This is a genomic window from Bdellovibrio sp. ArHS (genome assembly GCF_000786105.1).
Classification (GTDB): domain Bacteria; phylum Bdellovibrionota; class Bdellovibrionia; order Bdellovibrionales; family Bdellovibrionaceae; genus Bdellovibrio.
On the sequence record NZ_JTEV01000009.1, the window covers coordinates 1 to 17826 of the forward strand.

Sequence of the window (17826 nt, forward strand, 5' to 3'; positions counted from 1 at the left end):
CCCCGCCGAAAAAATTCTCATCCATTCGGAAAAGCCCCTGTTTGCCAATAGCGAGGGGCAAGTTCTTCTTGGAGGACTTTCGGATTTGGTTTATTCAGCGGCTGAGTCCAACAAGGACAAGAAGATCTTTTATTCTGTGACGGACCGCGGGCCCAATGGCAAAGAAAAAGGGGGTAAGAAGACCCCGGAAAGAGCTTTTTTGCATCCCGCTTACAATCCGCAGATTTTAAAATTTGAGTTTAAAAATAAGCGAGTGGAACTGGTGCAAAGTATCGGGCTGAAGGTGAAAGTCACATTAAAGCCTGAACCCATTTTAATTACCGGCCTGCCCAACGTGAACCCTCTGAGTAACAAAACGGGCGCCGACGAAACACCGACGGATTCTAAAGGGACTGTCTTGAATTTTGATGCCATCGGTTTGGACCCGGAAGGGCTGGCGCTGGACGAGCAAAAGAATTTTTGGGTGAGCGAAGAGTATGGTCCGTCACTGTTAAAAGTGAACAGTGCAGGTGTGGTGCAAAAGCGCTGGCTTCCGAAAGGCTCTTCGACAGAGCGTACGGGGATTCAGGAGCTTCCTTCTTTCTATGCGAAAAGAAAATTGAACCGAGGGTTTGAAGCCCTGGTGTTTACACCTCAGAAAACACTTTTGGTTTTCTTACAAAGTGGCGTACCCCATTTGGATAAGGACTTGGCTCCTATTCTGGAATTTGATCCCGTTCAGGAAAAAACCGTCGGCGTCTATTTTTACAGTCTAAGTAAAGAGGGCGGAAAGATCGGAGCGGCTACTTTAGGTCTGGATGGTCGCATTTGGGTTCTTGAGCAGAACGGCAAGGTCGGCAAAAAAGCCTGGCAACGAGTTTTTGCGATCGACCGCACGCCAGCCACGAACGTGGTCAAAGAGGCGTTAGCCTCCGAAGATTTTAAGATTCCCCCCAAAACAAAACCTGTCGAAAAAAATGAAGTTTTGAACTTAACGGAAAAAGGTCTCCAGGATTTCGAAAAACTAGAGGGCTTGAGCGTGGACCCCGAAGGCTTCATCTATGTCGTTAATGACAATGACTTCGGTGTTCATGATTCCGAGGTGCGCGCTCAGAATTATCTTTTTGTGATTAAAAAGGAAGAAGGCAAGAAATGAAAAGAGGATGTCTTTCGCTTTTCGGGTTGGTAATTTCCATCGGTCTGGTGGCCTCTTTAGCGCAGGCCAAAGACGGAAGTATAAAGAATCAGGTAGAGGCCGGTTTTAATTTGCAGGAGTCTGCGGCTTTAAAAATTCTGCAAAAATATCCGTTTAAAGGTGAAGATCGCACGGACTATTATGCGGACATCTATGACGGTGCGAATTTTTTGCTTATTCCGAATCCAGAGATGTATAAATTTCGTCTGAAGGTGACAAACAGCAAAGCAGTTTTGCAGGCGAATACAAAAATTTCGATTCTGCCATCTGTGTGTGCCGAAGGTTGGGCTTTTAAAGTAAAAGAAAAGGCTGTGGGAGAATTGAAGCTCAATTCTGGCGACCGCGACAAATTTACTCACGCCGTGATTCAGCAGTTGGATGCCTTAAACGGCCCGGATTTGACTAAAGCAGTTCACGATGTGCACAAGCTTCATAGTCAGATTATTGCGCTGAAATTACCTTTGTTGGACAAATTGTTAGCAGTGCCCACTGGGGATCGTTGGTATTTTACGGCCAGTCATTTGACCAAGAAAGTGAAGTGGACGGTCCTCAAAGATCTGGGCTGGGGAAATCTTGAGATTTCGATCACGCAAGGGGAAGACTATGTTGGAAGCAGCTTTATTCAAAAGAAGTACGAAATTGAGTTCCAGCTTTCTGATGAAATGAGCCAGGAACACTTTGTTCATTCTATTTGCGAGTTTATGAAAGAGCAGGGTCTTCAGCCGGAAGATCTGGGCCCGGTTCGCACCAAACCCCAAGCCGAAACATTGAAACGTCTGGGCCGGATTAGGACTCTTCTTGGCTTTTAAACCAGAAGAGACCTCCTTGCCCGACCTTAGACCTTATTTTCCCTTCTTGTCTCAATATGAGGCCCCTTTAGTCCGATAAGTCCTTTGATATATTCCACGTGATTTTAGCGAGGTATCTATGAAAAGGATTTTGTGGACCGCGCTCTTGCAAATTTTTGTATTGATGGCGTTTGCTTTTGAAGTGAATGCGCGAGAGCGTCGCAGTTTTTATTCCGGAGTTCGTTGTCAAGCTATGGGCGGCGCCTGTATTGCCGTAACTAATGACGAAACAGCCTTGATTGTAAATCCCGCCGCTTTAGGCAAACTCAGAGATTTCTATGGAACGATCATCGATCCGGAAATTGAGCTGGGTTACAACGTGCCGGGCTTCTATACGGAACAGTCCTTTTCGAATCCGTTTTCATTGCAAGATGTCGCTCCGGCCTTAGATAAAAAACGCAGTTCTTACCATCACGCCAAGATGCAGGTATTTCCTTCTTTCGTGGGAAGGAATTTTGGTTTGGGTCTTTATGGTAACTATTTATTGGATGCCGAGATGTCAGGAGATGGTACCACCATTGACACCTACTATCGCAACGACGTCGCCTTCATTTTGGGATTCAACTTTCGGTTTTTCGATGGACGGGTCAAGTTGGGATTCAACACCAAGTTAATCAGTCGTATCGAAGTTGATGATACCGCCTTGAGCGCCTCGGGTCCTTTGGATTATGACTCTATTGCCAGTGAAGGTGTCGGTCTTTCGACGGATGTCGGTTTGATCTTGGCGGCTCCTTGGAAGTATCTTCCTACGGTGACGGCTGTTGTGCGCGACGTAGGAGGCACCAGTTTTGATCAAGCCAGTGGTGTCCGATTGGACACAGCGAATCGTCCCAATTTGATAAAACAGGATATCGACGTGGCGGCGGCTCTCTTTCCGATTCACACCAATTACATTCGATCTTCATGGACGGTTGAGTATCGTGGCTTATTAACATCAGGCGATGAAGAAGATAAGGCCAAATTGATTCACGGCGGATTCGAATTGAACTTCGGAGATGTGTTCTTTTTCCGTGGCGGGTATAATCAAAGATATTGGACGGCAGGTATGGAGTATTCGTCTGAACACTTTCAGTGGCAGCTTGCATCTTACGGCGAAGAAGTTGGTACTGTGGCTGAACCGAAAGAAGACAGACGCTACACTGTGAAGTTTGCTTACCGGTTTTAAGGATGAGGCATGAAGATTAGAAATATAATAATTATTTTCATGAGTCTATTGCTGACGACCTCTTGTGGGCAGCCGAATGTGTTGACTGAGTATTCCAACACAGAATCAGATGCCGCCTATCATCTTGATGCGAAAACAAAAATTGATAATTTCGAATGGGACGCAGCGATTGAAATATTAACGACAAAAATTTCCGCCGATTATCAGGCCCGGAACGATGTGAAGACTACACTGATGTATGCCTATGGCGGCAAGTGCGGAATTTCCTTTTTTGATCTTATCGACAGTCTGAAAAATGTCAGCTCGACAAAAATGTTTGAATTCGTATTACAACTGTATGCGAACCGAGTGGTCGATGTCGCTTCGTGCGACAATGCCATTTCAGTTCTTCAAGGTATCGGCGCAGCCCCCGCGCAAAGAACGTCTCAGCAAAACGCTTTTGCGGCTATTTTGGGTCTGACAAGAATGGCGACGACCTTGCACGCGAAGTTCGACACCGAGTCCTCAGGCCTTGGAGATGGGCTTGTAGATGCGGGCGCCGATTCATGTGCGATTGCCGACACGGCAGGAAGACTTTCTGATGCGGACATGAATAGAATTATCACTGGGCTGGGGCTGGTCTTTGAAAACCTTTCTGAGCTTGGGGAGCAGATTTCTGGGGGCAGTGCCGGGGATGCTTTCGCCTCTGCGAAAACTCTTTGTGAAACAGCGATCCCTACTTTGGATAAAACGACGCCGCAGACTTTGATTCCATCAATTCCTGGTGGCGTCACTTGGGCTTCTTTGGGACATGCGGATCCTCCAACCTGGTTTCAGTTGGGATTGCCGTCGGATGTCGCCGATCCCGTGAACTGCTTGAACACGGATACCACTGCAGTTTCGGATAAAATGCGCCGTATCTTCAGACGCATGATTGCCAGCACCACGATGGGGGTGGGTATGGCCTCTTCCTGCGACATCGCGGATATAAAATTTGCTATGGATGCGCAAAGTCCTCCTAAGGTAGCCGTCACCATCGCTTGTTGCCCCGGATTGGATAGTCCATGAATTTTTGGTTCCTGGCTTTGGTCTTAATTTTTTCTGTTAACGCTGAAGCGCAATCCTTAGGCGAGACGACGCGTTCTATTCGCGCCCGAGGAATGGGCGGCGTACTCGTTCCTTTTGTGAATGACTCCGATGCTTTATTTGTAAATCCCGCCGCTTTAAAGCGAGCCGCTGCCATTGATATTAAGCTGATTGATTTGATGGCAGGAGCCAATAAAACCCTCGTGGAAAGCATCAGTGATTTTCAGAATATCGACGCGAATGATCCCTCTACTTTCAATCAGTTTTACGGCAAGAAACTGTGGGCGCAAGGTGTGGGCAAAGTGGCGGTTTCTTTGCCACTGATTTCTGCCGGATATCTTTATGATTCCGAAGTGAATGCCGAGCTTCATAATCCCGCGCTTCCCCAGTTTGAAACATATTTCCGCAGTGATCAGGCGGTGTACTTAGGGACGGCCTTTGCTGTGGGGCCGACGACCTACTTCGGCATGAATTTAAAACGCATCACTCGTCAAGGGGGCTCTACTCAAGAGCTGAGTGTGAGTGATATTTCTAATGTCAGTAATTTGTCTGATATCGGCAACAGATTTAGTAATAAAGGACAAGGTTACGGAACGGATATCGCGCTTTTGCATGAAATTCCCTTGCCTATTCTTAAGCCGACTTTGACTCTGGTGTGGCAAGACGTGGGCAACACCGCGTTCAAAAAAACGGACGGCGATGATGCTCCTGTGCACATTGAGCAGAACTTGGTCTTTGGTGCGGGCGTTGGTTTGGATTTACCTGGTCTGGACTGGGTGATCGGCCTCGAAGGTCGACACTTGCTGGAGCCCGATATTGAACTTGGCAAAAAGCTTCACGTCGGAACAGAAATTTCATTGCCGTTGATCGACTTACGCGCCGGATATAATCAAGGCTATCTCAGTTATGGTGTGGGAGTGAATTTTCTTATATTCCATATTGATGCTGTAAGTTACACTGAGGAAACCGGTCTTTATCCAGGTCAGGACGGGGACACTCGTTATATGGCGAGCCTCAGCATTGATTTAAGCTTTGATGCTAACTTCAAATTCACGGATAATGGCGGGAAAAGACGTAAACTTAAACAACGCCGGTAATTCGTAAATGTTGCAAGTGATTCCCCTAGAAAGTCGATCTCAGATTGTTGAGATCTTTGCCAACTACGATCCACGAATCCAATCGTGGCTAGTTTCTGACTTGCGCACAAAATTTGAACTTCAGCAAAAAATTCTGGCGCGCGAAGGTCAATACGTTGATGAGTCCGTTCTGCGCGCCAGTGATCTTTGGAAAATCCTTTTAAAACGTCTGGATCCGGGCTTGCGCTTAGTGAGCGATCCTTTTGCACGTTCTCTTCTGCGTACGATTATGGACGAGAATGCTGAAGTTTTGGGTGTGAATTCATCGGCGGAAGATACGGTTTTTTCTTACATCGATCAAATGGCGGCGGTTCTTTTTCATCCCGAGGGAACAACCCGGTTAGAGGAATGGTTCGAAACTCATCCCGAATCAAAGAACCGTTGGCGTGATTGGTACCTGCGGGCTCGCTTTTGTGCTTTAAAACTCTTGCAGGATCACCGTGTGATCACGGCGGATTGGATCACAGCGTATTTGCAGAACTTCAATGAACTTGAGCGCGTCTGGAATATACCTCTGATTGTGGATTTAAGTGGCGAGATCTCGCGGGTTGAGGCCGAGATTCTGCGGGTTCTTTCACGCACTGTAGACGTAATTGTTTTGGAGCCATCGCCAACTTGGAAAAATGAGTTTCATTTTCTGTTGAAGCCTTACGAGGATTTGCGTCAGCAAAGCCAGAAAGTGCAAACACTTCCGGCGGTAGAAAAGAAGGAAAAGCGCCAAGACGTTTTGCGTTTTTCCGGGATGCTGGCGGAAATAAAACACAGTGTGGGGCAGGTGCGTGATTGGTTGAACGAAGGAAAATCGCCAGAGTCTATCGCGATTGTCGCTCCGGACATCGAAACTTACTGGCCCGTCTTGCAGGCTTATTTGCAGGAAGAAGGCATCCCAGTCCAAAAAGACATCACCCACAAAGCGCAAAGTCTGCCGTCAGTGACGCGCTGGTTGGCGCTTCTGCGTTCTAAGAGTGGACGCCTTTCCAGCTCTGACCTTGAAATTTCATTTTTTGATAAAGAAGAATCCCAGGAACTTCGTTATGAGGAATTCCGTTCCTTATTTAAAAGTCTGTATGTGAACGAGGATTTGGCGCGTAACGAAATAGTCCATAAGGTCTTTAACGAACAATTGGATCTAACGGGAGTGTTAAGTCGCGACGAGTTCGTCGCCAAGGCATTGCTTTATTGGAACTCATCTGAAACTGACATCGTGCAGGTGATTTTGCGTGAACTTCTGCAAAACGCCGTCAGTTCCACGAAATTGATTTGGAAAGAATGGCTGAGCTATCTTGAAAGCATCGTTGCCGCTAAAGAGTACACTTTAGAAAAAGGTCAGCCTCGCGGCATCATGGTGACTAAGCTGATGTCAGCGCATAGTGAGAAAGCCCAGTATCGTCTTTTCATCGGCCTGACCGACGAGTCCCTGCGGGGGCGCAATAAAACCCAGCTTTCGGGTCAGGACTATTTTGAACTGGCGAAGGACATCGGGTTCTATCTGGATAATCCAGACCAAAGCGATCTGGATTTCGAGTTGCGTCTGCTTGCGGAAGCAGAAAGTGTGCATGATATTTTTTGTTTTGGGGCCACGGATTTAAGTGGCAGTTTGTGTTCGCCTTGCACATTCTGGATGAGTTTATCCGGAGATCATGAATCTTTGACGCTACCAAAGGAAACACGTTGGGACGAGCTTCAGCATTCTGACGAACCGACCGGGCGCCCTTGGGTGGATAGCCGCAAGGACCTTATCGAAAAACGCATTCAGCAGGATTTGGGCAAAGCCGAACTAGAAAACATTCAGGTTCCGCAATTGCCGCGAATTTCCGCGTCTTCGGTGGAAAGTTTTCTGGAATGTCCTTTTGTCTTCGCGGCGCAAAGATATTTTAAATTGAAAGATCTGCCTGACATTGATTTAGATGTGGATCATCGTACGCGAGGACAACTGGCTCACGCCTTGTTTGAGCGTTTGACAGCAGAACCCATGCGCTTTGATTGGACGGTGGATGAACTCGACCGTGTTTTAGAAGACATCAAAGTTGAAAAGAAGCTGCTTTTCGCGGACGAGCGCTTATGGAAGCCTTTTAAAAGAAAACACATCCACTTAGGGCAACGATTTTTAGATGTTGAGAAACGCTGGAGAGACGAGTTTAAGAAAACGCGCACGTTGGCCCGAGAAAAACGATTTGAGTTTTATCTGGACCCGGTCACTGAAGAAATTTCTCGAGAACCCAAGGACAATTGCTTCCGGGTTTCCGGTCAAATTGATCGCATCGATGGGGACGGCGTCAGCCAACTGGTGGTTTTGGATTATAAAAGCTCGACGGGTGGAATCTCTTCTCATTCTTCGTGGTTCAAAAATCGTGAGCTGCAACTTCTGTTTTACATGTGGGTGATTGAAAAAGGTCTGTTGGAAGATGTGGGTGGCGAAGTTATCGGTCTTTTCTACTACGTCTTTAGAAACTTTGATCGCAAGGGATTTAAAATCGAGGATCTTGCTGGCGGACTTTATCCGGCTTCCAAAAGGAAGGATAAAAATGCGACGGCGGAATCCAAAGAGCGTTATCTGACTGAATTCAGCACCATCTTAATGGGCACTCTGGATCGTATTAAAAAAGGTGAAAGTCAGGCGAAGCCGGCGGACTTCAAGACCTGCTCTGGCTGTGAATGGAGGCGACAATGTCGAGCCCCTCATCTGAACTAAAAAACACCATCCTGCGCGCCGGTGCCGGTGCGGGGAAAACAACGACGTTGACGCAAACCTTTTTAAAGTTCGCGAGTGATTTTAAACAAAAACACGGGAAGTTTCCGCGCATCGTCGTGACGACATTTACCCGCAAAGCCACTCAAGAGCTTAAAGAACGTCTATTAAGCAAAGCTTTGGCAGAGGGCCGAGAGGATCTTTTCCACTACGTCAGTGCCAAATCGCAGGTGCAGATATCAACCATTCACGGTGTTTTAAGTCTGTTTTTATCGCGCTACGGATCGAGCATCGGCCTGACTCCTGATTACAAAATCATGAGTGATTCCGAGATTCGCAAAGGCGCGCGCAAAATCATGCGAAAGTATCTTTTAGAGAATCCCTCATTGCAGGAGCTTCTGGAAGAATACGACTTTCAAACCTTGGAAGGCGCCCTGCTTAGATATTTCTCTGAAAATGTGATTTTCCCGAGCATGACTTTCATTGAAAAAGGGGATCTGCAGGCGGAAATGGAGAAGCTGGTTAAGGATATCGCGGGCAAGCTAAAACGCGTGTGCACGGAGATCAGCCAGGAAACCTCGAATGAAAAATGGCAGGAGTACGCGCAGTCTTTAGCAAGTTATTCCTGGACAGTCACCTCGTGGGAAGAATTCTTCAGCCGTTTGGAAAACTTCTGGGAGCACACTTCCAAACCACAATTTCGCAAAGCCACGCCGCCTTTTTCCTTAAGTTTGCATGAAGAGCTGGAAGAGTTGCGGGAACGCATCGATAAACTTTTGGCAGAACCGCGCTATCGCCCTGGATTTTGGGAAAAACATCAGAAGAACTGCGAACTCTTCAATGAGCTGGCAAATTTTTTCTGCCGCGACTTTATGAAGACGAAATTGGAACAAGGACTGCTTTCCATGAGCGACCTTGAAACACTGTCCTACAAGATGATTCAGGACTCACCTGACGCGGCGGTGAAGTTTTCTCAAGAGTGGGACTTCTGGATGGTGGATGAGTATCAGGATACCAGCCCGGTGCAGGTGCAGTTGCTGCGGCATTTGATTGGTGAACGTCCTCTTTTCGTCGTCGGAGACCCGCAACAAAGTATCTATCTTTTCCGTGGTGCTCGTTCGGAAGTGTTTCAAGAGAAGGTCGAGGAAGTCCGCGCTCAAGACGGGGATGTGCAGGTTAAGCTGACGAATTACCGTTCCTCGCCCGAGGTGTTGGAGTTTTTCAATCATTACTTTACCAAACTCAGCAAACAATTTGCGGCGATGACACCGGCGCCAGACAAAGTCCGACAGGGCAATGCGAATCCGGTGGTACAGGTGATATTGTCTGAAACCGCGGATGAGGACGACATTTCGGCGGAAGTGTTGACGACGGTGGCACGCGTTCAGGAACTGCTTTCCGAAGGCGTCAGTCCTGAACAGATCTGTGTTTTAGGAAGAACTCACAAGACTTTGGAAGACATTGCCAAGGTGGCGCAAGAGTACGGCGTTCCATTGCAGCTTCATAGCGGCAGCGGTTTTTATGAGCGTCGGGAAGTTTTGGATGCGTTGGCTATTTTAAAATTTTTAGTGAATCCCCACGATAATGGGAATTTTGTGGCTCTTTTAAGATCTCCTTGGCTGGCTTTATCGGACAGTGAGATCGCAAGCTATTGTCACAGCTATAAACATTCTTTTTGGAAAGAAGCGCAAAAGCCTTTAGAGCAGAAGGAAGAAAATCATCCTTTGCGAATTTTGAAATCGCTGCTTCTACAAAGTGAAAGCAAAGGCCTGTCTTGGACATTTAAAAGAGCTTTGATTGATCTAGGGCTTTTCGATTATTCCGCGAAGATTGACTCGAGCGGAAGAAGAGAAGCCAATCTTTGGAAAGTCGTGGCTCTTTTAAGTCAGGAAGAGCGACGACCGGGATTTAACTTTTTGGATTTTCTGGATTCTAGTTTGGACACATTGTCGGCCGATGAGGGTGGGGAAGACGCCGATGCGACGCCCGTGATTGAACCCAAGCGGGTGAACTTCATGACGGTGCATGCCTCCAAAGGCCTTCAGTTTGATCAGGTTATTTTGCCTGGGATGGGGCAAGATCCGCGCGCCAGTCATGCCCCAGTTTTAAGTATTCGCGAAAAAGATGGTCTGTGGTCACTGAAAGTTCGCAATGACGAAACGCAAGCCATGACTGCAAGTATTTTGGCCGACCAAATCACGGAAGAGCTTCGTCACAGAGAAAGCGAAGAGTTTAATCGGGTTCTTTATGTTGCGATGACTCGCGCAAAATCCGGCGTCACTTTGATTTGGGATAAAAAGATCGGAAAAAAATCCTGGGCGGCTCAGTGTCCTTTGATTCTGGAAGAAGGTCTGCATCAGGAGGAAAACTTCTCTTACCTCGTTCGCGTAGACAACCTTCAGCCCGAAAGAATGCAGACGCTATCTTTGGAACATAAGATTTTAAGGGAGCCCTGGCGAAATGAAGAGAATGAGTCCAAACGTCGGTACATTTCGGTGACCGAGTTGGTGGCTCCAGAGGGAACGACAAGCTCCCATCTTCCACGCGTGGGAGCATTGGGGCAGGGCTTGGCGCGAGCGCAGCAGGGAACCAATGCCCATCGTTTATTTGAAGCTTTGAAGTACACCTCTTACGAAGATCTGTTGAAGGTGTCCGATGACGAGCTAAAAAAACCATTGCAGTTTCTGGTTCAGACCAAGGACATTCCTCTTTTAGAGATCATCGAAAAAGGACATGTCGAGTGGGGTTTCGCCTTGAGTTTTAAAGAGGCGCTGATGCAGGGACAAATCGATTTATGGGGAATTGTCGGCGACACGCTGTGGATGGTGGATTATAAAACCGGGTCGCAACGGTATTCAGAGACGGCCTTTAAGCAATTGGAAGCTTATGCCTGGGCACTTTATCGAATGAAGTACTTAGAGAAAGTTAAAGATATCAACCTAGTCGTCGTTTATCCGATGGAAGAACTCGTTAAGGTTGAGAATGTACGCAGTCTTACTGACATGAACCTACGAATGGAAAAACGGCTTTCAGAATATCTGCAGACGTCAGAGTCCTGAACTTTGTTTTCCCTTGTCTAGCATCCAGGGCTTTCTTATTATTTGAGATATGAAAAGAAAACCTTGGTCTCTGATCGTTCTTGCTCTCCTACACGTTTTCGCTCCCATTGGAAATCTCGTTCTAAATGCGATTCGCTCGGGGCGTACTCTCCCTCAACAGTGGACGTACTGGTTCGAGATTCTGCCGAAACCGTTATTGGCTTTGTATATCGGAGTTCCTGTCCTTGCGGGTCTCTTTATTTATATCTGCCGTCGCTGGAGTTACTGGGCTTACTTGGGGTGCATCGCGGTGGTGTTGCTCTCGAACCTTTATAGCTATTGGACCAGCATGACCTGGGACACACTTGTCATTCTAATTATCGTACTTTTGATCGATGTACTAATCGTTGCTTACTTTGTCGTTCCTTCTGTTCAGCAAGTCTACTTTGATCCGCGCATGCGCTGGTGGGAAGCAGCACCTCGTTATAACTTCAATCAGGAAGGCACAGTAAACGGGGTTAAAGCTTTCATCAGAAATCTTTCCCAAGGCGGTTTGTTCCTGACGGCCGGTCCCGAACTTGCGGATGGCGACAAAGTTGATGTCTATTGGAAGTTTGATGATCATGAGACCGTTGTCTCAGGTCTTGTGGTTTATCGAGTTACTCGGCCAGGGAATGAAGGCTGGGGTGTTCGTTTTGAACATACGACGGAAAGCCAAAAGCAGGTTAAAAGAGTGATCGATAAACTGCACGCTGACGGGAAGATTGTGGCAGAGAGATTGCCGGGGCCTGAAGACAGTTTTGGGGCTTGGTTAAGAAAGCTTCTGACAAAGGGTGAAGGACTTTTCCCACGAACTAAAGCCTAAAAAAAAGGGATCATTATTGATCCCTTTTTTTTATTGCAACTTATTGACGCTGATAAACGCAACGAGCTTCGCCGCGGCTGAGACCCGCAAGTCCATCCGCTGTTTTGCGAACGGCGAACAGAGTTTTCTTATCATCAGAAAGTTTTAAAGCCATCGCATCTTTCACGCGCGAAGCCGGAACGCCCAAAAAGCTTTCCACACCACTGAATTGCAAGAGAAGACTGCCGTCTGATTTCAAAGTCACAGAGTCCGTGCCCTTGGTTGTCGACATCGCTTCACCATGGGAATAGCGTACTTCCCTTGAGGAGTTAAGATCGCTGCGAATGATGGCAAACTCCGTCGCATCCGAACGGAAAAGAGAGATTTCCTGTCCTTCCTTTGTGATAATAAGTCCTTGGTAACAGAACGTACCATCCTCGAGCTCTTGCTTTTGTAAATCAAAGCGTCCGATATAGTCTTGAATGCCTGCAAATGCAGAAGAACTTCCCAATAAAATAAGTCCCGTCAGAATCATCTTTTTCATTTTTTTTGCACTCCGGTTTAAAAAAAAAGCGCGACCCCAGGAGAGAGCGGGGTCGCGCTTAAGGTTTTATTTAGTGAACGTATTCAGGATTCAAGATGCTTGTGAAGCGAGCAAGATCTTCGATCGCATACATCAAGTTTTGTTGTGAAGTTGACAATGGAGAAGAGTCCATCATCAAGCCCATAACAACGTCACCCGTGATGGCGCCGCGGTCCTTAAGAACCACAGGGACGGAAGATACCGCCTCAATCAAGACTTCCTGACCCAAACCAAGCAAATCAAGAGATTTAGCGAGTGTTGAGTTGTCGGATTTCAAGCCCGTCAACTGTTGCAATACGTTGTCCAACTGCTCAAGAGGTACCTGCTCAAGCAATGGCTTCACTTGGGTGAAGTATGACATTGATCTGCTAGTCATGCTTCTCAACATCAATACTTGCTTGTCCAAAGCGAAGTTTGGATTTGCCTGGATTTCATCGGCAGAAGCCAAGACGCCATTTTTATTCAAAGCCGTCAATGTTTTCACAAGTTCCGCCGCCGCAGCATCACCTTTTGCGGATACAGCTTTCAACTCTTCAGAAGAAGCAACGATGTCGGCGAAAGATTTGTTTTTCAATTTCTCATCTGCATTCTTCGCCGCAGCTACTTTCGCACTTAGCTCCATATCGGCTTGAATCATTTGCAGCATACCTTGTGCCAGAACCTCTTTATTCTCAAGAAGCACGCCTTTACGAGCTGCTTTTTCAACAAGAACCTGAGCGCCGATGGCATTGTCCGCAGCGTAGAACTTAATGCTTGCCGCAGATTTTGAACTTTGACCGAAGCGTACCGCCGTCAAACGGTCTTTTGCATTTTGGCCGCCTTTCAAAGTACCAACTTTGAAGAATTCCGCAAAAGTGTCCAAACCAGGGTAACGGTATTTATTCGTGTCAGCCAAGCCACCCAAAGTTGCAGAGTCAAGAAGGTTTCTGTTCACGTTAACCGGCAAATCCACTGTTTGTAAGTTGTGGTATTTGTCGACAAAGCCTGCGTTCAAAGAACCCGAGATGATTTCTAGAAGAGTCAACATGTTCTGAGATTGAGCTGCATGTTGAACACCCAAGAAATATTGTTCAAATTCGTTGTAACCGATCCAACCCGTTTGCGAATCATCCGTCATGGCAGCTGGATTTGCTGTCAAAAGGAATTGAAGCGCAAATTGCTTGTCGTAACCGATACCTAAAGTATCCAAACGGTCGCTCATAGGAGCTGGAGCCGAATCGTAAACACGACGTGCTTCAAGGATGCGGACATCTGGAGTTTGTTTAAACACCGGTTGACCATTTTGATCGACAACGTGTCTGCCGTTTTGAACCACTGGTTCGTTTAACATGTAAGGAACAGGGATCAAACGTTGTTTGATTTCTTCTTTCGTCGTACCGAAGCTCAAGTTTGTATCAGGGATACGAATAACTTCGTGGAAGAAGTCGTAGCCAAGATGTGAAGCTTCACGGAAGTCTGCCATTTCAGCATCATCCAAAGCCGTACGGTAGATAACCATTCTGAAGTAGTCATCAAGGTAAGCGCGGATAGTGCCGAATCTTGAAATCGAACGTTGGATCACAGAAACCTTTTGTGGCCAGCCGAAGTTCAAGCGATCAGCGGCATGGTAAGAGGTCGCGTAAGATCTGTGGTAGTTTTGAATTTCGTTCGCAACGACTTCCACCGCTGAAGAACCCTGATCGTAACGAGCACAGCCTGGTTCAAGACCCACTTCCATATCGTTACATTGACCGTAGCGCTTCAATAGACCTGTTCCCGCAACAGTTTGTCTTGCCATTTCAGAGAAGTATCTGAAGCCCAAGATCTTTTTAACATCTTGGAAAGAGATGAACTTGCCACCCACCGTGTTCACAGACACGTTGGATTGGTTTTTCAAGACGCCACCAGTTTTAGCAACCATCGCCTTGATATCATCGCTCAACTCAACAAGGCCTGTGTAAGCCGCGCGCAATGCATGCACGTCGTAGGTACCAGGACCTTGGTATTCCATTTCCGGAGCCGCGATATAATCCATAATGGATGTATAGTTGCGGTTGGTGTTTTCACCGGCAAAGTTGAAGTTCGCTTTATCGAAAGAACCTTTGAAGTTGTGGACTAGACCCAAAGCATGTCCCACTTCGTGTAACAATGTTGCCTTGATTTCTTTCTTAAACAAAGTGTTGAAGTCGGAGTTCAAGAACTTGTCATTGTATTCACTGCGAGTGTACAGGAAGCAACCGCCACGTTTTTTAGCTTGTTGGTCGAACTTAGCTGACATTTCTTTCATTTGTGCTTGTTTCATCAACAACTGTTTCATTTGTTGTGACAAACCATTTTCGGTGCGAGCCAACTCACGAGCGATGACCGCTTCCATCATCATAGGATCATTTTTCAACTCTTGCGAAAGTGCGGCTTGCAATACGCTGCGAGTGAAGTCCTTGCTTGAAGTTACGTTTGCTTCAGAGATCACATTACGACCCTTCAAGGCTTTTGCCTGAAGAGCTTTACCAGCTTTTTTTGCAGCCAGATTCGATGCGTACTTAGAGGTAAAGCGTGTCTGTGCCACAGGGCGTGCAGACAGAACAAGCTTTTGTACAAAAGAACCGTAAGATTTTGTCATGGACTGAACTTTTTCTGCTGCCGCGGCACCCGTCGCCGCTCCGGCTGCGCCTTCGTTAGCCGCAGAAGAACCTTGTTGTTGCTGAGCTGCTAATTGTTTTTGGAATTCAGCCAAAGCTTCCGCTTTTGCCTCATCAAGCAGTTTTTCATACTCACGTGACTCTTTATAGGATTCCATCATACGACGGATTTCCATCTCAGAGTTTCCAGAGTAAACCATCACGTTGTTCGCAACGATGGTTCCAGAGTATGGATTTGGTGCAGGTTGTGCCACACCCAAAAGACCGTTTTCAGTCGGCTGGTCGAAGAACCACAAGTAGTTGCGATCCAAGTCACCCAAGTGACCCGTGTCGTCGTCACCTGTATGAAGAACGATATAGTCACCAGAGCGTTCAAGGGCTGTGCCTTTGAACGCTTTGTGGAAAGCTTCATTCCACTCTGCAACAACCTCTACGGCCGCTTGAGTGATAAGAGCTTTTCTTTCAGCGGGAGCATTTTTAATACCACCCACCCAGTAGTGCAACACTTTGCCGTTACGGAAGTCGTGAACTACGGGACGATAAGCCTCGCTGTTTTCACGGCCTGGACGCACATCTGTAGAAGTGATTGTTTCACCCATGGTGAAAGTCGCGAAGTTCAAAGAGCTTTGAACATTCGGAGCAATATTAGGTGCCCATTGCGCATCATCTTCTTTTGCGTTCGTGCGTTTTTTGAAGGAAAGACGTTCGATCACATTGTAGTTGAACTGAACATTCCAACCCAAAGCGTAGTTGTTCGTAGTTGGAGCGTTGTGGCAACCAGGTTTAACTGTATAAGAGCCAGATAGTGAGAAGTTCAAGATACCGTCGTTATTCAAACGCATATCCATATCTGTCACTTGTTGAGAAGTCTCAGCCGCCCAGCAATCACCAGCGTCGAAGAACGCCAAAGGAGAGTTGGCAACCGGGATGGTGTTTTTCGTCCAGTCGATTTCAAGGTATTCCGCATCTTCTTTTTTCGCATCAATTAATTTAGGAACATGCAGAGCGACGCCGTCAGCGTCAACAGTTTCAAGTTTGAAGTACTTCACTGGTACAGACATCAACTCTTCTTTGTCTTTGGCTGTCTGTCCTTCGTATCTGATCAAGGCTTTTTGATTGCGCACAACCAAACGGTCTTTTTCAAGCTCGAACTTAACAACTGAAAGGTCGCCGCTAGTGCCGGATTTACCGATCAACATCATATTTGAAGCGTCTTCAAAAGTTCTTCTGAAATAGAACTCACCGGAAAGGTCTGCCACCTTGATTGTGTTTAACGGATCGATCATGCCGGTAGGACGAGCACGCTCGGCGCGCACCTCACGAGCGATTTCAACTAAGCCCTGAGATTGAGCTTTAGTGACTTTTTGAAGTTCGATCGTATTAGAAGTGTTTTCCTTTGAGTCCGCAAGAACTAGACGCGCATTTTTATATGTTACTGGAACCTTCGCAACCAAGCGAAGAACACAGTTTTTATCCGCAGTGTTCACGCCCGAGTCAGAACAACGGATGATCTCTCCCGCAGCACGGCCCGTGTTGATAAGACGTCTTTCATCGTCAGACAGAGCGCCCACAGTCGTGAGCTCGTAAACTTTCATATCGTCTGAGTCAAGCTTAGTAAGCACCTGAGAGTCATCAGCAACGAACTTCATATTGAAGTTAAAACGAGTTTGTAGATCCGCGGCTCTGTGGATTTTGTTATCCAAAGATTCCATCGTGAAGATTTGGTCCATCTCCACTTTTTGATCGATGCTGCCCACGTCTTTACGAGAATCTGAAGTGATGTTCAAGCGGATATGAGTCGCTTGGTGAAACTCGGTTTCGCGAAGTTTTAAGGTTGAAGTGCTTTCGCGCAATTCATTCTTAGTTCTTTCTAGGACACCCTTTTGCGCGATGTCGTATTTGAAAAGAGGAACAAGAACATTGATGTTGGCGCGACTTAGAAGAGAGGCAGAACGGGCTTTTTGTGCCGTCGCCATCTTATTCATGATTTCTTTTTTTGCTTGAGGAGAGGAAGCTTTTTGTAAATCAATAGAAAGCTGAACTTCGCTGGGAGAGACAGCAAGTTGCTTTTCCAGGCGAGTCAGACCGTCGATGTGATTCGTCAGTTTGTACGCCGTGACGTATTTAGAGTCTACGCCGAAAACGATTTTGAAATCCTGAGCCTCTTGGCCAGAGACTTCAAGGTTTTCGAACATAAAGCGCAGACGTTGAGGAATGGCAGAATCTGAGGTTTCAATAGCGACCAAACCTTTTTCGTTTGAAGCCTTGTTGCTAGCAGACTCAACAAGCGACTTCTCACGTGCACTGGCTTTCGCGACTGCTTTATAACCCTCGCTGGAAGGGGTGGCGAATTCTGAGATCGCAAAGATTTCCAAAGCTTCAGAATCCGGCAAAGCGGCGTCACGTTTTTTAGTACAACCTGCGGCCACGAGGGCGAAGGTCAACAAAGCCGTGAATGCTTTTGTATATTGAGGTTTGTGAGCCATTTTTCTCTCCATTCCTAAATTGTCACTGCTCATGGCGCCATATCGAATATACGGGCCTAGAACAAAGACACTCTCCTTAGAGGATATAAATGCACTGAAAGTGCCACGGCTTCCGTGTGTGGGTTTGAATAAAATGCATTACAGCCCAATAAGGCGTCGACATTTTAAACAGGGGACAAT

10 protein-coding genes are annotated in these 17826 nt (G+C 46.8%); 8 read left to right on the forward strand and 2 right to left on the reverse strand.

Annotation, left to right across the window (positions count from 1 at the left end; translation table 11 throughout):
• The 8 genes from OM95_RS04320 to OM95_RS04355 form a co-directional block, all read left to right on the forward strand.
• The coding region (locus OM95_RS04320) for an esterase-like activity of phytase family protein (RefSeq protein WP_041870718.1) at positions 1-1135 on the forward strand (1135 nt) is incomplete at its 5' end.
• Positions 1132-1983 (forward strand): hypothetical protein, encoded by an 852-nt coding sequence (locus OM95_RS04325; protein ID WP_041870720.1) that lies wholly within the window; start codon positions 1132-1134, stop codon positions 1981-1983. The genes OM95_RS04320 and OM95_RS04325, both read left to right, overlap by 4 nt.
• A gap of 118 nt (positions 1984-2101) precedes the next feature.
• A complete protein-coding gene (locus OM95_RS04330) occupies positions 2102-3187 on the forward strand; it encodes a hypothetical protein (protein ID WP_291515558.1) in 1086 nt (361 codons plus the stop codon).
• Between the two features lie 39 nt (positions 3188-3226).
• Entirely contained in the window at positions 3227-4234 is a 1008-nt protein-coding gene (locus tag OM95_RS04335; RefSeq protein WP_291515559.1) for a hypothetical protein, read from the forward strand.
• Positions 4231-5349 carry a hypothetical protein gene (locus OM95_RS04340; protein WP_041870724.1) on the forward strand — a complete coding sequence of 373 codons (1119 nt, stop codon included), beginning with the start codon at positions 4231-4233 and terminating at the stop codon, positions 5347-5349. Before OM95_RS04335 ends, OM95_RS04340 begins: the two co-directional genes overlap by 4 nt.
• A gap of 7 nt (positions 5350-5356) precedes the next feature.
• Positions 5357-8080, forward strand: a complete 2724-nt coding sequence (locus OM95_RS04345) for a PD-(D/E)XK nuclease family protein (protein WP_041870735.1) — start codon at positions 5357-5359, stop codon at positions 8078-8080.
• On the forward strand, positions 8056-11136 hold the full coding sequence (locus OM95_RS04350; protein WP_041870725.1) for a UvrD-helicase domain-containing protein: 3081 nt from the start codon (positions 8056-8058) through the stop codon (positions 11134-11136). Before OM95_RS04345 ends, OM95_RS04350 begins: the two co-directional genes overlap by 25 nt.
• A 49-nt stretch (positions 11137-11185) precedes the next feature.
• Positions 11186-11980: a PilZ domain-containing protein gene (locus OM95_RS04355; RefSeq protein WP_041870726.1), complete on the forward strand. Its 795-nt coding sequence runs from the start codon at positions 11186-11188 to the stop codon at positions 11978-11980.
• Between the two features lie 40 nt (positions 11981-12020).
• Here OM95_RS04355 and OM95_RS04360 read toward each other — a convergent pair whose 3' ends face one another.
• Positions 12021-12503, reverse strand: a complete 483-nt coding sequence (locus tag OM95_RS04360) for a hypothetical protein (protein WP_041870728.1) — start codon at positions 12501-12503, stop codon at positions 12021-12023.
• A 70-nt stretch (positions 12504-12573) separates the two neighbouring features.
• A complete protein-coding gene (locus OM95_RS04365; protein ID WP_041870730.1) occupies positions 12574-17646 on the reverse strand; it encodes a zinc-dependent metalloprotease in 5073 nt (1690 codons plus the stop codon).
• Between the last annotated feature and the right edge of the window lie 180 nt (positions 17647-17826).